Source organism: Banduia mediterranea, from assembly GCF_031846245.1.
In the GTDB taxonomy this organism is placed as follows: Bacteria; Pseudomonadota; Gammaproteobacteria; order Nevskiales; family Nevskiaceae; genus Banduia; species Banduia mediterranea.
The window spans coordinates 54,743-73,496 of record NZ_JAVRIC010000020.1 but is presented as its reverse complement, the minus strand read 5'-3'; the positions used below and the strand labels follow the sequence as shown (position 1 = coordinate 73,496).

At 63.6% G+C, this 18,754-nt stretch carries 19 protein-coding genes and 2 tRNA genes; all 21 read left to right on the top strand.

What is annotated here, in order from left to right:
- The first annotated feature begins 12 nt into the window (after positions 1–12).
- The 21 genes from RM530_RS13520 (at position 13) to ruvB (ending at position 18,623) form a co-directional block, all read left to right on the top strand.
- Positions 13–86 (top strand) — tRNA-Cys (locus RM530_RS13520).
- A 101-nt stretch (positions 87–187) separates the two neighbouring features.
- A tRNA-Leu gene (locus RM530_RS13515) sits at positions 188–274 on the top strand.
- A 91-nt stretch (positions 275–365) separates the two neighbouring features.
- Positions 366–962: a heme ABC exporter ATP-binding protein CcmA gene (gene ccmA / locus RM530_RS13510; protein ID WP_311365780.1), complete on the top strand. Its 597-nt coding sequence runs from the start codon at positions 366–368 to the stop codon at positions 960–962.
- Complete coding sequence (gene ccmB / locus RM530_RS13505) at positions 963–1,628, top strand: heme exporter protein CcmB (protein ID WP_311365779.1); 666 nt, start codon at positions 963–965, stop codon at positions 1,626–1,628.
- Complete coding sequence (ccmC, locus tag RM530_RS13500) at positions 1,625–2,383, top strand: heme ABC transporter permease CcmC (protein WP_311365778.1); 759 nt, start codon at positions 1,625–1,627, stop codon at positions 2,381–2,383. The genes ccmB and ccmC overlap by 4 nt, the downstream gene beginning before the upstream one ends.
- Positions 2,376–2,540, top strand: coding sequence for a heme exporter protein CcmD (gene ccmD, locus RM530_RS13495; protein ID WP_311365777.1), 165 nt, complete (start codon positions 2,376–2,378; stop codon positions 2,538–2,540). Before ccmC ends, ccmD begins: the two co-directional genes overlap by 8 nt.
- Positions 2,537–3,025, top strand: a complete 489-nt coding sequence (gene ccmE / locus RM530_RS13490; RefSeq protein ID WP_311365776.1) for a cytochrome c maturation protein CcmE — start codon at positions 2,537–2,539, stop codon at positions 3,023–3,025. Before ccmD ends, ccmE begins: the two co-directional genes overlap by 4 nt.
- The gene (locus RM530_RS13485) at positions 3,022–4,995 is read left to right on the top strand and encodes a heme lyase CcmF/NrfE family subunit (protein ID WP_311365775.1); all 1,974 of its coding nucleotides are present in this window, start codon (positions 3,022–3,024) and stop codon (positions 4,993–4,995) included. The genes ccmE and RM530_RS13485 overlap by 4 nt, the downstream gene beginning before the upstream one ends.
- A 6-nt stretch (positions 4,996–5,001) precedes the next feature.
- On the top strand, positions 5,002–5,517 hold the full coding sequence (locus RM530_RS13480) for a DsbE family thiol:disulfide interchange protein (protein ID WP_311365774.1): 516 nt from the start codon (positions 5,002–5,004) through the stop codon (positions 5,515–5,517).
- Positions 5,514–5,957, top strand: coding sequence for a cytochrome c-type biogenesis protein (locus RM530_RS13475; RefSeq protein WP_311365773.1), 444 nt, complete (start codon positions 5,514–5,516; stop codon positions 5,955–5,957). Before RM530_RS13480 ends, RM530_RS13475 begins: the two co-directional genes overlap by 4 nt.
- Positions 5,954–7,231 carry a c-type cytochrome biogenesis protein CcmI gene (gene ccmI / locus RM530_RS13470; protein WP_311365772.1) on the top strand — a complete coding sequence of 426 codons (1,278 nt, stop codon included), beginning with the start codon at positions 5,954–5,956 and terminating at the stop codon, positions 7,229–7,231. Before RM530_RS13475 ends, ccmI begins: the two co-directional genes overlap by 4 nt.
- Before the next feature lie 38 nt (positions 7,232–7,269).
- Positions 7,270–8,148, top strand: coding sequence for a MaoC family dehydratase (locus tag RM530_RS13465; RefSeq protein ID WP_311365771.1), 879 nt, complete (start codon positions 7,270–7,272; stop codon positions 8,146–8,148).
- 62 nt (positions 8,149–8,210) lie between these two features.
- Positions 8,211–9,116 carry a UTP--glucose-1-phosphate uridylyltransferase GalU gene (gene galU, locus RM530_RS13460; RefSeq protein ID WP_311365770.1) on the top strand — a complete coding sequence of 302 codons (906 nt, stop codon included), beginning with the start codon at positions 8,211–8,213 and terminating at the stop codon, positions 9,114–9,116.
- 42 nt (positions 9,117–9,158) lie between these two features.
- Positions 9,159–12,023: a 2-oxoglutarate dehydrogenase E1 component gene (locus tag RM530_RS13455; protein WP_311365769.1), complete on the top strand. Its 2,865-nt coding sequence runs from the start codon at positions 9,159–9,161 to the stop codon at positions 12,021–12,023.
- A gap of 49 nt (positions 12,024–12,072) precedes the next feature.
- On the top strand, positions 12,073–13,311 hold the full coding sequence (gene odhB / locus RM530_RS13450) for a 2-oxoglutarate dehydrogenase complex dihydrolipoyllysine-residue succinyltransferase (protein ID WP_311365768.1): 1,239 nt from the start codon (positions 12,073–12,075) through the stop codon (positions 13,309–13,311).
- 145 nt (positions 13,312–13,456) lie between these two features.
- Positions 13,457–14,893, top strand: coding sequence for a dihydrolipoyl dehydrogenase (gene lpdA / locus RM530_RS13445; protein ID WP_311365767.1), 1,437 nt, complete (start codon positions 13,457–13,459; stop codon positions 14,891–14,893).
- The gene (locus RM530_RS13440; RefSeq protein WP_311365766.1) at positions 14,893–15,513 is read left to right on the top strand and encodes a YfaZ family outer membrane protein; all 621 of its coding nucleotides are present in this window, start codon (positions 14,893–14,895) and stop codon (positions 15,511–15,513) included. The genes lpdA and RM530_RS13440 overlap by 1 nt, the downstream gene beginning before the upstream one ends.
- Positions 15,514–15,724: 211 nt before the next feature.
- Positions 15,725–16,477 carry a YebC/PmpR family DNA-binding transcriptional regulator gene (locus RM530_RS13435; RefSeq protein WP_311365765.1) on the top strand — a complete coding sequence of 251 codons (753 nt, stop codon included), beginning with the start codon at positions 15,725–15,727 and terminating at the stop codon, positions 16,475–16,477.
- A gap of 12 nt (positions 16,478–16,489) precedes the next feature.
- A complete protein-coding gene (gene ruvC, locus RM530_RS13430; RefSeq protein ID WP_311365764.1) occupies positions 16,490–17,008 on the top strand; it encodes a crossover junction endodeoxyribonuclease RuvC in 519 nt (172 codons plus the stop codon).
- On the top strand, positions 17,005–17,592 hold the full coding sequence (gene ruvA, locus RM530_RS13425) for a Holliday junction branch migration protein RuvA (protein ID WP_311365763.1): 588 nt from the start codon (positions 17,005–17,007) through the stop codon (positions 17,590–17,592). Before ruvC ends, ruvA begins: the two co-directional genes overlap by 4 nt.
- The gene (gene ruvB, locus RM530_RS13420; protein ID WP_311365762.1) at positions 17,589–18,623 is read left to right on the top strand and encodes a Holliday junction branch migration DNA helicase RuvB; all 1,035 of its coding nucleotides are present in this window, start codon (positions 17,589–17,591) and stop codon (positions 18,621–18,623) included. Before ruvA ends, ruvB begins: the two co-directional genes overlap by 4 nt.
- Positions 18,624–18,754 lie beyond the last annotated feature (131 nt).

Genomic DNA, 18,754 nt, shown 5'->3' with positions numbered 1-18,754 from the left:
ATTGCAACGTGCGGCTAGGTGGCAGAGTGGTCATGCAGCGGCCTGCAAAGCCGCGTACGTGGGTTCGATTCCCGCCCTAGCCTCCATTGCATGTCGGCTGGCCCAAGGCTTGAGCGACAGGTCTGCGGTCAGCGGTTATTCTGACACCGGTCGGACCGGCTATTCAGTAGTGTCTGTCAGAGGGTCTGCCCGAGTGGCGAAATCGGTAGACGCACGGGACTTAAAATCCTGTGGCCGCAAGGTCGTGCCGGTTCGAGTCCGGCCTCGGGCACCAGACTCCGCGCCTGATCATGCAGCGACACGCTCGACAGCATGCGTCGCGGTATCGAAGCGGCCTTGCCGCTCGGACGGCTGATCGCGGCATCATGTCCGGCCCGGAACCCCACATCCTCCTGTACGCCCGTGACCTGTCGGTTGCGCGAGGCGACCGTGTGTTGATCGAGCAGCTGAGCCTGAAGCTCGTCGCCGGGGAGCGTCTGTTGCTGCGGGGGCGTAACGGTGCCGGCAAGACCAGCCTGCTCGAAACCCTGGCCGGGGTGCGCGCGCCAGCCCTGGGCGGGGTCGAACGGCTGGCGACACTGGTCTGGGTCGGACACCGGAACGGACTCAATCCGGGCCTCAGTGCCGAGGAGAACCTCGGCTTCTGGTGCAAGCTCAATGACCTGCCGGATACGGGCGTGGCCGATGCGCTCAAACGCATGGGCCTGGTCGGCCGCAGCCGCAGCCGGCCAAGCCGCTTGCTGTCGACCGGGCAGAAGCGTCGCGCGGCCATCGCACGCCTGATCGTGTCGCCTGCGCGGCTGTGGCTGATCGACGAACCGCTGGCCGGCCTGGATGTCGAAGCCTTGCCGCTGGTCGCCGATCTGCTGGCCGCACACGAAGCCCGCGGCGGTGCTGCGATCCTGACGACGCATCAGGCCTTGCCGGACCGCGTCGCACCGCACCGGATCATCGATCTGTAAATGAACGCGGCCTTCGCCATCTTTCAGCGCGAGTTGCGACTGACGTTTCGCCGCCAGACGGAATGGGCGCAGCCGCTGGTGTTCTACGGCATCGTGATCACCCTGTTCGCGCTGGGAGCCGATCCAGGCAGTCCGATGCTGCGTCAGTTTGGCTCCACGGTGCTGTGGGTCGCCGCATTGTTGGCGCTGCTGCTTGGCGGCGACCGACTGTTCCGCGACGATCTCGACGACGGCACGCTGGAGCAACTGGTGCTGGCGCCGGCGCCGCTGGCGGTGGCCGTCGGATTCAAACTGGCTGCGCACTGGCTGGTCAGTGGGCTGCCCTTGGTCCTGATTTCGCCGCTGATCGCCGGGGCCTTTCAGCTTTCGCATGACGCGAGCTGGGCCTTGTTCCTGGGCTTGTTGCTGGGTTCGCCGAGCCTGGCCCTGATCTGTGGCTTTGGTGCGGCGGCGACGGTGGCCCTGCCGCGCGCCGGCATCCTGCTGCCGATTCTGATCCTGCCCCTGGCGGTACCGGTGCTGATATTTGGCGCCGGCGCGGTGCGGGTCGCGCAAAGCGGCCTTCCGATCGACGCTTCGTTATACTTTCTTGCTGCAATCCTGATGCTTTCGATCTGTGTGTTGCCGCTCGCTGCGGCCGCCGCGCTACGTAACGCCTACGAATGAACTGGGTCTGGTTCCATCGCCTTGCATCGCCGCCGAGCTTTTTCGCGCTCGCGGAACGACTGTCGCCGTGGGTACTCGCGGCCGCGATCCCCTTGCTGTTGTACGGGGTGGTCGGCGGCCTGTGGCTGGCGCCGGCGGATTACCAGCAGGGTGACGCCTTCCGCATCATTTATGTGCATGTGCCGGCCGCCTGGCTGTCGTTGTTCGGATATACCGCAATGGCGCTGGCGGCGATCGTCGCCGTGATCTGGCGGATGAAGATCGCCGAATGCGCGGTGGTCGCGATCGCGCCGGTGGGCGCCAGTTTCACCGCTCTGGCCCTGATGACCGGAATGCTCTGGGGCAAGCCGATGTGGGGCGCATACTGGGCCTGGGATGCGCGTCTCACATCCGAACTCGTGCTCCTGTTTTTATATCTCGGCGTGATCGGGCTGCAGCAGGCGGTCGCCGATTCGCGCGCGGCGGCCCGCGCAGCCGGGCTGCTGGCGATCGTCGGCGTGATCAATGTGCCGATCGTCCACTATTCCGTGGAGTGGTGGAACAGCCTGCATCAGGGCTCGACGGTGTCGAAAATCGGCAAGCCGTCGATTTCGGCGAACATGGCCTGGCCGCTGTTGTCCATGACACTGGGATTCATGTTGTTTTTCGGGTGGACGATACTGCGTCGTATCCAGGCCGAACTGTTGTGGCGGGAACGTGGCACGCGCTGGGTTCGCGAGCGCTTCGTGTCCTTGCCGGAGATGTCCGGTGACTGAGGGCGACGCTGGATTCTGGGCGATGGGCGGTTATGCGCTGTACGTGTGGGGCAGTTTCGGGATCACCGCTTTGGTGTTTGTCTGGAACCTGCTGACGCCCGGTGCGCGGCGGCGCCGCATCATTCGCGAGCTGAACGAGGAGGCTGAGGAGCAATGACGCGACGACAACAACGCATGGTGTGGATCGCGGCGCTGGTCGCCGGGGTGGCGATCGCCGCGACGCTGGCTTTCAGCGCGTTCCGCGCCAACATGATGTACTTCTACACGCCCAGCGATCTTGCCGAGGGCAGCGTCCCCGAGGGCGCGACGATACGTTTGGGTGGTCTGGTGGAAACCGGCAGTGTCAAGCGTGGCGACGAAGGATTACAGGTGCTGTTCACGCTGGCGGACTGCAGCCACCAGATTCCGGTCAGCTACGAAGGCATACTTCCGGATCTGTTTCGTGAAGGGCAGGGCGTGGTCACCACCGGAAAGCTGGGCGCGGACGGGCATTTTGTCGCAGCGCAGGTGCTCGCCAAGCACGACGAAAACTACATGCCGCCGGATCTCGCCGAATCCCTGAAAACCGAGACTGGTCATTCCTGCGCGCCGTTCAAGCCGGTTACCGCCGCGAGCGGGCCCGTGATGGGGGGGCGTTCGTGATTCCCGAACTGGGGCATGGCGCCCTGATCTTCGCCTTGATCGTGGCGCTGGTTCAGGCCCTGTTGCCAAGCTACGGCCTGATTCGCGGCGATCGTCGCGCGATCGCCTCCGCCACTTCGGCAGCGCATGCGCAGTTCGCCCTGGTTCTGCTGTCTTACCTGTGTCTGAGCTGGGCGTTCTATGCCAATGACTTCAGCGTGGTCTACGTCGCGCAGAACTCCCATTCCGAGCTTCCGTTGATGTATCGGCTTGCCGCCGTGTGGGGCGCGCACGAAGGCTCCCTGATGCTGTGGATGCTGATGCTGTCGGGCTGGACGCTTGCTGTGGCGCGCTACCACCATCGCCTGCCGGCGGATGTCGCGGCGATCGTCCTGGCGACACTCGGTGCCGTGAGCACCGCGTTCATGCTGTTCATCCTGTTCACTTCGAACCCGTTCGAACGCCTGTTTCCGGCGGCGGTCGAGGGCAGGGACCTCAACCCGCTGCTGCAGGACCCCGGATTGGTCTTCCACCCGCCGATGCTTTATCTCGGCTATGTCGGATTCTCGGTGGCGTTTGCATTCGCCATCGCCGCCTTGGTCACCGGACGGCTCGACACTGCCTGGGCGCGTTGGACGCGTCCGTGGACCACTGCCGCCTGGCTGTGCCTGACCATCGGGATCACGCTGGGCTCGTGGTGGGCCTATCACGAGCTGGGCTGGGGCGGCTGGTGGTTCTGGGATCCGGTGGAGAATGCCTCGTTCATGCCATGGCTGGTCGGAACGGCCTTGATCCATTCGCTGGCGGTCACCGAGAAGCGCGGCCTGTTCAAGAGCTGGACCGTGCTGCTGGCGATCCTGGCCTTCGCGCTGTCATTGCTCGGTACCTTCCTGGTCCGTTCCGGCGTACTGGTGTCGGTTCACGCCTTCGCCAGCGATCCGGCTCGCGGCGTGTTCATCCTGGGTTTCATGACGCTGCTGATCGGCAGCGCCCTGCTGCTGTATGCCTGGCGGGCACCGAAGCTGACCACGGACGCGCCGATGCGCATGTATTCGCGCGAGGGATTTCTGCTGCTCAACAACGTGTTTCTGACCGCCGCCGCCGCCGCAGTCTTTATCGGTACGCTGTATCCGCTGTTCGCCGATGCGCTCAACGCGGGCAAGGTTTCGGTCGGTCCGCCCTATTTCAATGCGGTGTTTGCGCCGTTGACCTTGCCACTCGCGTTCCTGGTGGGGCTGGCTGCGGTGGTGCCATGGAAGCGCGGGGATTGGCGCGAAAGTGTGCGGCGCTTGCGGGGTATCGCGGTGGCGGCGCTGGTGGTAGGCGCCTTGCTGCCCTGGGCCGTCTATGACCGCGCCAGTCTCGGCGCCTGCCTGGGCACCGGCCTGGCCGTATGGGCGATGCTCGGCGCGGTCCATGAAATCTGGCGGCGCGCACGCAGCGGTCACGGCATTTCCAGTATCACGCCCGCCATATGGGGGATGAGCCTGGCGCATGTCGGGCTTGGCGTTTTTGTGCTCGGCGTGACGATCGTGTCGAGCTACAGTCTGGAGCGTGACGTGCGTCTCGGCCCCGGTGAGGAAACCGAGCTGTCCGGCTATCGGTTCCGCTTCGATGGCGTGGTCGAGTCGCAGGGACCGAACTATGTCGCCGATACCGGCACCATCCGGATCTCGCGCAATGATCGCGAGATCGCGGTCCTGCATCCGGAAAAGCGCCTGTACCGCGTCCAGCGCAATGTAATGACCGATGCCGATGTCGATCACAGCCCGATTCGCGATCTGTACGCTTCTCTGGGCGAGCCTCTGACCGACGATCCCAGCGGCGAGTGGGCCTTGCGCCTCTACTACAAGCCGATGATGCGGCTGGTCTGGGGCGGCGCCAGTCTGATGGCGATTGGGGGGCTGCTGGCGATTGCGGACCGTCGCTATCGCACGGTCAGCGCGGCACAGCGCAAGGCCGTGGCAGCGCTCGCCGGAGCGCGTGCATAAGCCCCGATGAGATATCTCATACCGATCGCGCTGGTCTTGGTCCTGGTGGGCTTTCTCGCCGTGGGTCTGGAGCTTGATCCGCGCAAGGTGCCTTCGCCGCTGGTCGGCAAGCCGATGCCGGCGTTCTCGCTCCCCAGCCTCGACGGTTCGCGGACGATCGACGATGCGGCGCTGCGCGGACGTCCGTTGCTCATCAACTACTGGGCGAGCTGGTGTCGCCCCTGCCTGGAAGAACATCCGCTGATGATGCAACTCTCAGCGAGAAGTGACGTGAACATCGTCGGCATCAACTACAAGGATTCGCGCGCGGATGCGCAGCGCTGGCTGGCGCGCCACGGCAACCCGTTCAGCGAGATTGCTCAGGATGTCGAAGGGGTCGCCGGACTCGACTGGGGCGTCTACGGCGTTCCGGAAACCTTCGTGATCGACGCTGCTGGCAGCATCGTCTACAAACAGATCGGACCCATGACCGTGCACGACTGGCAGACCGAAGTGGCGCCCCGCCTGGGGGTCCGCCCATGACCCGCATGGGCCTTTCCGCCGCGATGATTGCGGGGCTCTGGATGGGCGCGATGAGCTCGGCCTGGGCTTTGGACCCGGAACAGCAAGCGCGCTACCAATCGCTGGTGCATCAGTTGCGCTGTCTGGTCTGCCAGAACCAGAGCATTGCCGAATCCAACGCGGATCTCGCCAACGACCTTCGCGAACAGGTCCGGACGCAGATCGAGGCCGGTCGTAGCGACCAGGAGATTCTGGACTACATGTCGGATCGCTACGGCGACTTCGTCCTGTACAAGCCGCCGCTGGAACGCAAGACGATTGTGCTTTGGGTCGGGCCGTTCCTGATTCTGCTGCTGGCGGCATTCATCGCCTGGCGAAGCGGGCGACGTACCGCCAAAAGCGAACCCTCGGCTCCGGATCAGGAGCGTCTGCGTCGACTTCTGGAAAGAGAGAATCCGTGATCTGGTTGTTACTGACGTTTCTGGCGTTTGCCACCGCCGCCGTGGTCACGCGGCCGTGGTGGCGCCCGGCACCGGAGGACGCCGGTGTCGATCGCGCTGGCGCCAATATCGCGATGTACCGGCAACGCCTGTCCGAGCTGGAGCTGGAGCATGCCTCGGGAACGCTTGCGGCCGATGAATTCGACAATGCCAAGGCCGAACTCGGGCGGCGGCTGCTTGACGACGCCGAATCGCCGGCCGCCCCTTCGCCCGAACCTGCGGCAAAGGCTGCTCAGGACCGCGGCGGCCTGGGGCCGGCCTGGCTGGTGCTCGTGCTGCTTCCGGCGCTGGGCTTGGGTGGTTACGCCCTGGGCGGACAATGGCGCTCGATCGGGCTGGAGGTCGGCGGCGGACCGGAGGTTGCGGCGTCTCCACAGCAGATCGACGATCTGGTGGCAAGCCTGGCCACGCGCATGCAGCAGTCTCCGGACGCGGAAGGCTATGCTCTGCTGGGGCGCAGCTATGGGACGATGCAGCGCTACGCCGCGTCCGCGCAGGCGTTTGCGCAGGCCAACCGCCTTTCGAACAAGCAGTCGGCCGACTGGCTGACCGATGAGGCTGAAGCCGTCGCGCTGTCGAACGGGAATGCCTGGAGTGGCCGCCCGCGCATGCTGCTGGACCAGGCGCTGGACATCGCACCCGAGCAGGGCAAGGCCTTGTTCTATGCCGGCCTGGCCGCCTTGCAGGCCGGCGACAACGACAACGCTGCCGTGTACTGGCGGCGTCTGCTGGCGCAGCCCGAGCTGCCCGATGACGTACGCGAATCGCTGCGTCAGCGGCTGGCCCAGGTCGAAGCTCGTGATGAACAAGCCGCCCCCCTGTCGCCGGACGAGCCGGTGAATTCAACGGCCTCCGCCCGGGCGGATGGCGCGCGGCCGAACCCGGCCGAAACGGTCGGTGTCAATCTGCGGATCGAACTGTCGCCGGAATTGCGCGAGCGCGCGCAGGGCATGAAGCTGTTCGTGTTCGCCAAGGCCGAGTCGGGGCCGCCGATGCCCCTGGCGGTGCAACGTCTGGCCGTCGATCACTGGCCGGTCGAGGTGCGGCTCGATGATTCGATGGCGATGATCCCGTCGGCGCGTCTTTCGCAATTCGATCGCTGGGTGCTGACCGCGCGCCTCTCCGAAGACGGTGACGCGATCCCGGGGCCGGGTGATCTGCAGGCGCAAAAAACGATCGATGCCTCATCTTCGGGCGATCGCGTTGACCTGGTCATCGACCAAGTGCTGCAATAGCGGAATCCACGATTTCCAATCCTTCGCGAGTTTTCGCAATGACCACTCAGCTTCAGACGATGCCGGCCGTCGCTCCCGCGATGATCGCCGCGCTCACGACCGTGCGCCGACGTCCCGACGAGTCCACCCCGGTGCCCGATCTCGCGACGCGGATCGACGGGGTCTCCGTGAATCCACGCGCCTTGGCAGCCTACCGGACGGTCTGCGGTTTCGACTCCACCTCCCACTTGCCGGTCAGCTATCCGCAGGTGCTGGTTGCGCCGATTCATCTGCAGGTGATGAATCGCAAGGGTTTCCCGATTCCCTTGCTGGGCATGGTGCATCTGCGCAACTCGATTGAGCAATTGCGTCCGATCGAGGCCCTTGAAACGCTCGGTTTCTCGGTTGACGTGGGGCAGCTGCGCCGCGTCAAGATGGGGCTGGAGATTGACGTCAATACGGAATGTCGCGGCAAGGACGACGAAGCGCCGGTCTGGCGTTCGACCATGACGATCCTGCACCGCATCAAGGAAAAGAACGGAGGCGGCTTCCGCAAACCGCCGGGTGCGCCGGCAAGTCTGGTTGAAAGCCAGAACGCATTGACGATCGACATCGCCGAAGACACCGGCCGTCGCTATGCGAAAGTCGCCGGCGACTACAACCCGATCCACCTGCATGCGCTCAGCGCCAAACTGTTCGGCTTCAAACGTGCCATCGCACACGGAATGTGGACGCAGGCACGGTGCTGCGCCGAGCTTGAACGCGCCTGCGCGCAGGCCACCCGCAGCGTGGACATCGAATTCAAGCGGCCGATCTTTCTGCCAGGCAAAGCCACGCTGAAATGGGCCGAAGGCGAGGCCGGGATCGAGTACGGCCTGTTGGGACGGAATGCGGGCGAGGTTCATGTGCTCGGCCATCTTCAAGCGGGGCTGCGTTAGACTATCGTGCTGAATTATCGCGATTTCACTTCTTCGCCCACTAACCCTTAGAGGACGACTCGATGCGCATACGCAAGGCGGTATTTCCCGTTGCAGGACTTGGCACACGCTTTCTGCCGGCCACCAAGGCCAGCGCCAAGGAAATGCTTCCGGTGGTGGACAAGCCGCTGATCCAGTACGCCGTCCAGGAAGCGATCAGCGCCGGTGCCGAAGAACTCGTGTTCATCACCGGTCGTTCGAAGAACTCCATCATGGATCACTTCGACAAGGCCTACGAACTCGAAACGGAGTTGGAGAATCGCGGCAAGACCAAGCTGCTTGAGGTGGTTCACGAAATCCTGCCACCCGGCATTACCTGCATCTTCATCCGTCAGGCCGAGGCCCTGGGATTGGGCCATGCCGTGCTGTGCGCATGGCCGGCTGTCGGCGACGAGGATTTCTCGGTGATTCTTGCTGACGACCTGATCGACGGTCGCCTGCGCCCCTGCCTGGCGCAGATGCAGCGGGTCTATCAGGAATACGGCACCAGCGTGATCGCCACGCAGCGCGTGCCCAAGGAAGAAATCAGCGCCTACGGCGTGGTCGACGTGCAGCCGGTCGGGCCGGGTCTGGGCGAGATTCGTCGCATCGTCGAAAAGCCGAAACCCGAAGACGCGCCGTCGAACCTGGGCGTGGTCGGGCGGTACATTCTCACGCCGCGCATCTTCAAGCTGCTGGAGCGCACCCCGCGCGGCGCCGGCGGCGAGATTCAGTTGACCGACGCGATCAGCATGATGATCCAGGAGCAGACGGTGCTGGCCTACGAATTCGAAGGTACGCGCTATGACTGCGGCAGCAAGCTCGGCTATCTCAAGGCCAACGTCGAATATGCCTTGAAGCACCCGGAACTGGCGGACGATTTCAGGAGCTACCTGAAAGACGTAGCCTCGAAACTCGACACCCCGCCGGCGCAAGCCTCCGGCCAGTAACGAACGACTCCAGCGATGACGGAGTCAAGGACCTGACAGCCCATGAGTGGCAGCAAATATCAAACCTTCGTCGATACATCCTCGATCAGCGGCGGGAATGCTGCCTATGTCGAGGGGTATTACGAGCAATACCTTGAAGATCCGGGCTCGGTGGAGCCGCACTGGCGCGCGTATTTTCGCGGGATTCAGGGCGGGGAGCTTGTCGCGGAACAGCCGCACAGCGAAATTGTCGCCAAGTTCGAGCGCTTGGCGCGCGATCGCCGGCCGGGCTCGCACATCGCCGAGGTTGGTGGCGCCTCGGCCGAGGCCTTCGAAAAGCAGGGCGCGGTCCTTCGCCTGATCAACTACTACCGCATGCGCGGTCATCAGGCCGCCCGACTGGATCCGCTGGGCATTGCTGCGTTGCCGAGCATTCCCGATCTCGATCCGGCGTTCCACGGCCTCACCGAAGCCGACATGGACACGGTGTTCAATACCGGAACCCTGGCCGCAGCCGATCAGTTGCCGCTGCGGGAGATCATCCGCATCGTCAAGTCGGTGTATACCGACACGATCGGCGCGGAATACATGTACATCACGGAAACCACCGAGAAGCGGTGGATTCAGAAGCACCTGGAAGGCAACGCATTTCAGCAGCGGCCGAGCGTCGAGCGCAAGCGGGACCTGCTCAAGCAACTGGTCGCCGCAGAAGGCATCGAACGCTACCTGCATACCAAGTATGTCGGGCAGAAGCGATTCTCGCTGGAAGGTGGCGATTCGCTGATTCCGGCGATGGACGAGATCATGCGCGTCTGCGCCGAGCGCGACGTCGAGGACATCGTCATCGGCATGGCTCATCGCGGCCGTCTCAATGTGCTGGTCAACATCCTCGGCAAGTCGCCGAAGGACCTGTTCGCGGAGTTCGAAGGCAAGTACAAGGCCGAGGATCTGAAGAAGGCCGGCGACGTGAAGTACCACATGGGCTTCTCGACCGACGTGGAAATTCTCGGCAAGCGCCTGCATCTGGTTCTCGCGTTCAATCCCTCGCATCTCGAGATCGTGAATCCGGTCGTCGAAGGTTCGGTCAAAGCGCGTCAGATCCGGCGCAACGACGAGCGCGGCGAGCGCGTGGTGCCGCTGCTGATTCACGGTGACGCGGCATTTGCCGGACAGGGTGTGGTCATGGAGACGATGCAGCTGTCGCACGCCAAGGGCTACTCCACCGGCGGCACGGTGCACATCATCGTCAACAATCAGATCGGCTTCACCACGCCGAATCCGATCGAGGCCCGTGACGGCCACGAATCGAGAACCTCACGTTATTGCACCGATCTCGCCAAGATGCTTGAGGCGCCGGTGTTCCATGTCAACGGAGACGATCCCGAAGCCGTGGTGTTCGTCACGCGGCTGGCGATGGAATTCCGCAACGAATTCAACAAGGACGTGCTCATCGATCTGTGCTGCTACCGGCGCCATGGCCACAACGAGGCCGACGAGCCGGCGGTGACGCAGCCGCTGATGTACAACGCGATCCGCAAGCAGCCCACCACGATGACGCTGTATGCGAAGAAGCTCGTCGAGGAAGGCACGATCACGGCCGACGACGGCGACGCCATGGTTCAGGCCTACCGCGACGGCCTCGACAAGGGCGAGAACATCGCGCGGACCACACTGGGCCTGGTTGGCAACAAGTACACCGTGAACTGGAGCAACTACCTCCAGGGCACCTGGGAGACGCCGGCCGAGACCGCCGGCAGCCTCGAAACCATCCGTTCGCTCTGGGACAAGCTGCTGACCCTGCCCGAAGGTTTCGAACTGCACCCGCGCGTGGCCAAGATCTGGAGCGATCGCGCCAAGATGGCCGCCGGTGAGCAGCCGATGGACTGGGGCTTTGCGGAGAACACCGCCTACGCGCTGCTGGTCAATGAGGGTTTCTCGGTGCGTCTGTGTGGCCAGGACTCGCGGCGCGGCACCTTCTTTCATCGTCATACCACGGTGCATGACAGCAAGACCGGTCAGAGCATCACGCCGCTGCGCCATCTGGTACCCGAGAAGAGCGCCTTCGTCGTCAATGACACGCTGCTGTCGGAAGAAGGTGTGCTCGGCTTCGAGTACGGCTTCAGCACCACGGATCCGGACAGCCTGGTGATCTGGGAAGCGCAGTTCGGTGATTTCGGCAACGGCGCTCAAGTCGTGGTCGACCAGTTCATCGCGTCCGGCTACGCGAAGTGGGGTCGCCTCTGCGGCCTGGTCATGTTTCTCCCGCACGGCTACGAAGGCCAGGGCCCGGAACATTCATCCGGTCGACTGGAACGCTATCTGCAACTCTGCGCCGGGGACAACATGCAGGTCTGCGTGCCGTCCACGCCCGCGCAGTTCTTTCACATGATCCGACGTCAGATGAAGCGCAGTCTGCGCATGCCGCTGATCGTGATGACGCCGAAGTCGCTGCTGCGCCACAAGCTTTCGGTGTCCGCGCTGGAGGACATCACCAGCGGCAGCTTCAAGACGGTGATCCCGGAAGTCGGCGATCTGGATGCCGACAAGGTCAAGCGCGTCGTGTTCTGCAGCGGCAAGGTCTACTACGACCTGTACCAGAAGCGTGCTGAGAACAAGTCCGACGACGTGGCGATCGTCCGCATCGAACAGATCTACCCGTTCCCGCGCCAGGCCTATGCCGAGCAGATCGCCAAATATCCGAATGCCGAGGAGATCGTGTGGTGTCAGGAAGAACCCGAGAATCAGGGAGCCTGGTATCAGATCAAGCACCGCATGCAGGTGCCGCTGGGTGATCGGCACCGAATGAAGTACGCCACCCGCAAGGGCTCGGCGAGCACCGCCTCCGGGTATCTGCGCGTGCACAACGCCGAGCAGGCGGCCGTGGTCGAGGCCGGACTCTATGGTGGCGAAGTGTTGAAGGGCGGATAAGTCACAGTAGCTTTGAGCGCGTTACACAACCAATTGACAAGGAATAGAAATGAGCACAGAGGTTAAAGTCCCTAACCTCCCTGAATCCGTCAGCGAGGCGACTGTCGCCACCTGGCACAAGAAGGCTGGAGACAAGGTTCGTCGCGATGACAACCTTGTCGATCTCGAGACCGACAAGGTCATGCTGGAAGTTCCCGCTGTCGCGGACGGCGTGCTCAAGGAAATCCGGATCGAGGCCGGCGCCACGGTCAAGGCAGGCGACATCATCGCGATTCTGGCCGAAGGCGAGGGTGGCGGTGCCGAGGAGAAGCCGGCCGCCAGCGCCGAGCCGAAATCAGAGCCCGCCCCCGAGCCGGCCCCGAAGACCGCGGCCCCTGAAACCGAAGCGGATGAGTCTCAGAGCCCGGCGGTCCGCAAGATGCTGGCAGAACATGGCCTGTCCGCCGATCAGATCGAAGGCAGTGGCAAGGGCGGCCGTCTGACCAAGGGCGATGTCGAAAGCTATCTCGAATCGGGCGCCAGGCCTGCCAAGGCCGAAGCCCCCAAGCCGTCGACGCCCAGCGTGAGCAAACCGGCCGCCAGCGGCGGGCGTGAAGAGCAGCGCGTGCCGATGACGCGCATCCGTCAGCGTATTGCCGAACGCCTGGTCCAGGCCCAGCAGACTGCGGCGATGCTGACGACCTTCAACGAGGTCGATCTTCAGGGCGTCTCCGAACTGCGTGCCAAGTTCAAGGGTGAGTTCGAGAAATCGCATGGCGTGAAGCTCGGATTCATGTCCTTCTTCGTCAAGGCGACGATCGAGGCGCTCAAGCGCTTTCCGCTGGTCAACGCCTCGATCGACGGCACCGACGTGGTCTACCACGGCTACTATGACATCGGCATCGCCGTGTCCTCGCCGCGGGGTCTGGTGGTTCCGATTCTTCGTGACGCGGACGCCTTGTCCTTCGCTGAGGTTGAAACCGCGATCGGCGAATACGGCCAGCGCGCCAAGGACAACAAGCTGACGATGGAGGATCTGACCGGCGGCACGTTCTCGATCACCAATGGCGGCGTGTTCGGTTCCCTGCTGTCGACGCCGATTCTGAATCCGCCGCAGAGCGCGATTCTGGGCATGCATGGCATCCAACAGCGACCGATGGTCGTCGACGGCGAGATCGTGGTGCGCCCGATGATGTATCTGGCACTGAGCTACGACCATCGCATCATCGATGGCCGCGAAGCAGTGCTGTTCCTGCGTACGATCAAGGAACTTCTGGAAGATCCGGGCCGTTTGCTGCTTCAGGTATGAACGCCGCAAGTCGACAGAAACATCGGTGCAGTGAAGTGCGGGCAGCGCGCCTCGCACCGGTGACTGTCGGCGAAACGGGTCGTATTCGAGCCGTCCCCCATTCACCGGCGGCGTCTGCGCCGCCCCTCAGGAAAATGACTCGACCATGAGCGAGACCTACGATCTGATCGTCATCGGCGGTGGCCCCGCCGGATACCCCTGCGCCATTCGTGCCGGACAGCTCGGCATGAAAGTCGCCTGTGTCGACGCCTGGCTGAACCATGACGGATCGCCGGCGTTCGGGGGCACCTGCCTCAACGCCGGCTGTATTCCGTCCAAGGCGCTGCTCGAATCCTCGGAGCTGTACCACCGCGCCCAGCATGAATTCGCGGCGCACGGCATCACGGTGGAAGGCGCGAAGCTCGACCTGGCACAGATGCAGAAGCGCAAGACCACCGTCTCGCGCTCGCTGACCAGCGGCATCAAGATGTTGTTCAAGGGCGCCGGCGTGGTCGGCTACGAAGGCTGGGGCAAGATGCTCGGTGACGGCAAGGTCGAATTCACCGCGCATGACGGCAAGACCGAAACGCTGACGGCGAAGAACGTGGTCATCGCCACCGGTTCGGCGCCCGTGGAACTCAAGAAGATCGCGGCCTTCGACAACGACAAGATCGTCGATTCCTGGGGCGCGCTCGAGTTCGATGCGGTTCCCGGCAAGCTGGGCGTGATCGGCGCCGGTGTGATCGGTGTGGAACTCGGCAGCGTGTGGTCGCGTCTGGGCGCCGAGGTCACGATCCTCGAAGCGCTGCCGAACTTCCTGCCGATGGTTGATGAGCAGGTCGCCAAGGAAGCGCTCAAGCACTACAAGAAGCAGGGCCTGGACATCAAGCTCGGTGCCAAGGTCGCCTCGGCCAAGGCCGACAAGAAAGGCGTGGCGGTGGAATACGAGCTCGACGGCAAGACCGAAACCATGCAGTTCGACAAGCTGATCGTTGCGGTGGGACGTCGCCCGTTCACCGACAAGCTCGGCGCTCAGGAACTGGGCGTGAAGCTTACCGATCGCGGTTTCGTCGAGGTCGATTCCAACTACAAGACCAGCGTCGATGGTGTTTACGCGGTCGGCGACGTCATCGGTGGCGCGATGCTCGCGCACAAGGGTATCGAGGAAGGCGTGGTGCTGGCCGAGCGTCTGGCCGGTCACGCGGCGACGGTGAACTACAATGCGGTGCCGTCGGTCATCTACACCACCCCTGAAGTCGCCTGGGTTGGCAAGAGCGAGAAGCAGGCCAAGGAAGAAGGTTTTGAGATCAAGACCGGCGTCAGCAGCTTTGCGGCCAGTGGCCGCGCCAAGGCGCTCGAACAGGCCGTGGGTTTCGTCAAGGTGATTTCGGATGTGAAGACCGATCGCATACTCGGCGTGCACATGGTCGGACCGTATGTGTCGGAGATGATCGCCGAGTCGGTGCTGGCGCTCGAATACGCGGCGACCACCGAAGACGTGGCGCTGACGATGCACGCGCATCCGACCTTGGCCGAAACCTTTCACGAAGCCGTGCTCACCGTCGACGGACGCGCGATCCACGGCATCAACAAGAAAAAGTGATGCCTATGTACTCCAAAGCTTCGACAGTGACATTCGCAGCCCAAGCCCGGATTGTCTCGCTTGCCCTGAGCGCGGCGTGCTTGATGTTCGTTCCCGGCATGGCTGCAGCCGAAACCCTGGACCTTTCCTTGGGCAGCGACAGTGTCAGCGCAGCCCTCGGCGGTCCGCTGCGCAGTGGGCGTGCCAACGCCGCCTATGACCTCGGCTTTCTCTACAGCGACGATCGTGATGTCGGACTCAAGCAGGCGCACGCCGGCCTGCTCGTGACCGGCGACGCCGGCGCCCGGAACGCGGATGTCAACGCCGGCCTCGGGGTGCGCGCGGTCGCCGCCGATTTCGACGGCGGTTCCGGCGGTGCGATCGATCTCGGCGGCAAGGTCGAGATTCGTGTTCCGAACTTCAACCGCCTCGGCCTCACCGCCTATGGTTGGTATGCCCCAAAAATCATCAGCTTTGGCGACTTCGACCAGAACACCGAGTTCGGCGTGATGATCGACTATGAAGTGATTCGTGACGCCGCCCTGTTCGTCGGCTATCGCGAGATTCGCTTCGAACTCGACGACGCCGGCGAAGACAAGGTGGACGACAGCATCATCGCCGGTTTGCGGCTGGAGTTTTAAGGCGCAGGCTACGACGCGGTCCCGAAGTGGACGGGTGGGTGCGTGCTTGCGCACCCGCCCGTCTCGTTTTCGGGCGTCGCCGATCCGTCCCGGAGGCGCAGCGTCCACCACGTCGGCGGGCCGCTTCTTGTTAGAATGCGCCAACAATCGGGCGGTTCCGGACCGGCCCAGAACCTTCTCAAATTACGTACTCAATCGGATCGTAGATTGCATGGCCGGCCACAGCAAATGGGCGAACATTCAGCACCGCAAGAACGCCCAGGACAAGAAGCGCGGTAAGATTTTCACCAAGTTGATTCGTGAAATCACGGTCGCCGCGCGTGCCGGCGGTGGCGATGCGGGCACCAATCCACGCCTGCGTCTGGCACTGGACAAGGCGCTGGCCGCCAACATGACCAAGGACACCATCGAACGCGCCATCAAGCGCGGCAGTGGCGAAGCGGGCGCCGACCAGCTCGAGGAAATTCGCTACGAGGGCTACGGTCCGGGCGGTGTCGCCATCATGGTCGACTGCATGACCGACAACCGGACCCGCACCGTGGCCGAAGTCCGCCACGCCTTCAACAAGTTCGGCGGGAATCTGGGATCGGACGGCTCCGTGGCCTACCTATTCAGCAAGCTCGGGGTGATCGGTTTCGAGACCGCAGCGCGTCCCGAAGTCGAGGAGCAGATTCTGGAGCTGGCCATCGAAGCCGGTGCCGAGGACGTGCTCAGCGAAGGTGGCTGGACCGAGGTGCTGAGCCAGCCCGAACAGTTCGAAGCGGTCAAGAACGCCTTGCAGGCGGCCGGAATGGAGCCCCAGCAAGCGGACGTGACGATGCGGCCGGCGACGATGATCGAAGTCGGCGAAGGCGAGAACGCTGAAACTTTGATGAAATTGCTCGACCGCCTCGAAGAGCTTGACGACGTGCAGGAGGTCTACAGCAACGCGCAGCTGCCGGACAGCTTGCTCGACGCGGCCTGAGCCCCGCGCTCGATGGCGCGGATACTCGGAATCGATCCCGGATCGCGCCTGACCGGCTACGGTCTGATCCTGACCGACGGTCCGCGGACACGGCATTTGGCGCATGGGGTGATTCGCTGCGGCGATGGCCCGCTGCCGCGACGTCTGACTCTGATCTTTCGTGAACTCTCCGCATTGCTGCTCGAACACCAACCGGATCAGGCCGCCGTCGAGCAGGTCTTCGTCAACCGCAACGTGCAGTCCGCGCTGACGCTGGGACAGGCGCGCGGCGCCGCGGTCTGCGCGCTCGGCATGCAGGGGCTGGAAGTGTCCGAGTACGCGCCGGCCGAGATCAAGCGTGCGATCGTGGGCCGTGGTCGCGCGGAGAAGGTTCAGGTTCAGCATATGGTTCGTGTGTTGCTGAACCTCGACGAGTCGCCGGCGGAGGATGCGTCGGACGCGCTTGCGGTGGCTCTGTGTCATGCCCACGTCAGTGCCACACAGAAACACATGCCGGTGGATTCGCCGGCCTTGCGATGGAGGCGTCGATGATCGGGCGAATTACCGGCGTACTGGCCGCCAAGCAGCCGCCGTCATTGCTGATCGATGTGGGCGGCATCGGCTACGAGTTGGAAGCGCCGATGTCCACGTTCTTCAAATTGCCGCCGGTCGGCGAACGTGTCAGCCTGCACACGCATTTCGTGGTGCGCGAGGATGCCCAACTGCTCTACGGTTTCGGCAGCGAGAACGAGAAGAGTCTGTTTCGGCAGTTGATCCGGATTTCGGGCGTGGGCCCGAAAATCGGCCTGGCGATTCTGTCAGGCATCAGCGTCGACGAATTCTGGAACTGTGTGCATGCCGGCGATGCCGCCAAGCTCGTGAAAGTCCCCGGTATCGGCAAGAAGACCGGTGAACGTCTGCTGGTGGAAATGCGTGATCGCGACGCGGCGGGCGGCACCGCCGCGGATTCGGCGGCGGCCGGCTCCTACGCTTCGCCGCTGCAGGAGGCTCGCGGTGCATTGTTGGCCTTGGGTTACCGCGTGCCGGAGGCGCAGAAACTCACCGATTCGGTGTACAAGGACGACATGACGGCTGAACAGATCATTCGCGAAGCGCTCAAGCGCGCGGTCCGATGAGCGAAGACCGCTTCATCTCGCCGAACGCCGCCGGAGACGAGGCCGGCATCGAGCATCAGATCCGCCCCAAACGGCTGGCGGACTATGTCGGTCAGCCGGTGGTCCGCGAACAGATGCAGATTTTCGTGGAGGCTGCGCGTCGTCGTAACGAGGCGCTGGATCATGTGCTGATCTACGGCCCACCAGGCCTCGGCAAGACCACGCTCGCACACATCCTGGCGGAGGAACTCGGCGTCAATCTGCGCCAGACCTCCGGCCCGGTTCTGGAGCGTCCCGGTGATCTCGCCGCGCTGTTGACCAATCTCGAACCGCGCGACGTCTTGTTCGTCGACGAAATCCACCGATTGAGCCCGGTCATCGAGGAAGTGCTGTATCCGGCGATGGAGGACTGCCAGCTCGACATCATGATCGGGGAGGGACCGGCGGCGCGTTCGATCCGGCTCGATCTGCCGTCCTTCACGCTGGTGGGAGCCACTACGCGTGCCGGCAGCCTCACCAGCCCGCTGCGCGACCGTTTCGGCATCGTCCAGCGCCTGCAGTTCTATTCGATCGAAGATCTCACCTCCATCGTCCGCCGTTCCGGCGGCATCCTGGATGTTCCGATCGACGCAGCGGGCGCATTGGAAATCGCGCGTCGTGCACGGGGCACGCCGCGGATCGCCAATCGCCTGCTGCGCCGCGTCCGGGATTTCGCGCAGGTGCGCGCGGATGGCGACATCACGGCACCGGTGGCGCATGATGCGATGGACATGCTCGACGTCGATTCCCACGGCTTCGACGTCATGGACCGCAAGCTGCTGATGACGCTGATCGAGCGCTTCGAGGGCGGTCCGGCCGGCGTCGATTCATTGGCCGCCGCGATCGGCGAGTCGCGGGACACGGTCGAGGACGTGATCGAACCCTTCCTGATCCAGCAGGGTTACCTCATGCGAACACCACGCGGACGCATTGCCGGCTCCATCGCCTATACCCATTTCGGGCTCAAGCCGAGGACTCCGGTGCCGTCGGAACTGTTTCCACCGGAAGTCTGACATCTTGTTTCAGAAATCACGACAGTTTCGCGTTGGCATTCAGCCATCAGTCAGAGAGCGAATCTATACTGCGCCGCCATTGCCGGTTCGTCACGGAACAGCCTTTGCTTCACCACGCTCACGCGATCAGA